Genomic DNA, 1,042 nt, shown 5'->3' with positions numbered 1-1,042 from the left:
CTAGGGCCTGTGTGATGTTGTGATCAGTCGGCGACCTTCAGGAGGTCGTCGATCCAGATCATCGCGGCGCGGAGGTGGAGGCCGGCGAGGTAGCTTTCGGGTGTCTTGTCGTAGCGGGTGGCGATGCCGCGCCAGGCCTTCAGCTTGTTGATCAGGCGCTCGACGGTGTTCCGTTCCTTGTAGAGATCGGCGTCGTGGCTGACGGGCCGGCCGCCTCTGGAGCCCTTCTTCTTCCGGTTGGCGGCCTGGTCCTTCTTCTCCGGGATGACTGCCTTGATGCCGCGTTGGCGCAGGTAGGCGCGGTTGCCGCGGGACGAGTAGGCCTTGTCCGCGGCGACCGCGCCGGGCCGGGTGCGAGGACGGCCGACGGGCAGACGGACCCGCACGCTGCCCAGCACGGGGATGAACTGCGGGCTGTCCGCAGCCTGGCCGGCGGTCAGGACGATCGCGAGCGGACGGCACCTGCGGTCCGCGGCGAGATGGACCTTGCTGGTCAGTCCGCCCCGAGATCTGCCGAGCAGGGCTTCCTTCAGGCGGAGCTTGCGTCGGCGTCGGACGCGTCGACGCTCGTCCTGTCCGTTCCGTCCCTCCGGACCGCCCCCTTTTGCAGGGCCTCCTCCTGCTCGCGCGCAGCCTCTTCCAGTGCCTCCATGAGGTCCTTGCCGATACGCATCCCGGCGGCGTCGTGGTGGGCACGGACAGTGGTGGAATCCACGCTGACCATCGACAAGTCCGTTCTCCCCGCGCGGGCCGCCTCGGCGATCAGGCCTTCGAGCAGGGCGGAGAAGACACCGGCGTCGCGCCAGACCCTGAAGCGCCCGTAGACGGTGGGCCATGGGCCGAACTCGGAGGGCATCTCCCGCCACTGGGCGCTGGACCGGAACCGCCAGATCACCCCTTCGAGTTGTTCCCGTAGCCGTTCGGGGTACGGGCCGTACCTGCCGATCGGCAGGTACGGCCCGATGAACTTCCACTGAGCATCGGTGAGTTGCCTGAGCGTCACGACCAATGTCCTACCGGGTTCCACCCCGCGAAGAGGGCA

General features: G+C 68.2%; 1 pseudogene. It reads right to left on the bottom strand.

Features of this window, described 5'->3' with window-relative positions:
* Window positions 1–23: 23 nt before the first annotated feature.
* Window positions 24–1,003 (bottom strand): annotated as a pseudogene (locus ACFXGN_RS32785) (IS5 family transposase).
* Window positions 1,004–1,042 lie beyond the last annotated feature (39 nt).

Origin of the sequence: Streptomyces sp. NPDC059247 (assembly GCF_042754005.1) — a bacterium.
Taxonomy (GTDB): Bacteria; Actinomycetota; Actinomycetes; order Streptomycetales; family Streptomycetaceae; genus Streptomyces.
Note: the sequence above shows the minus strand (reverse complement) of the source record. Positions and strands in the feature narration are given on the sequence as shown.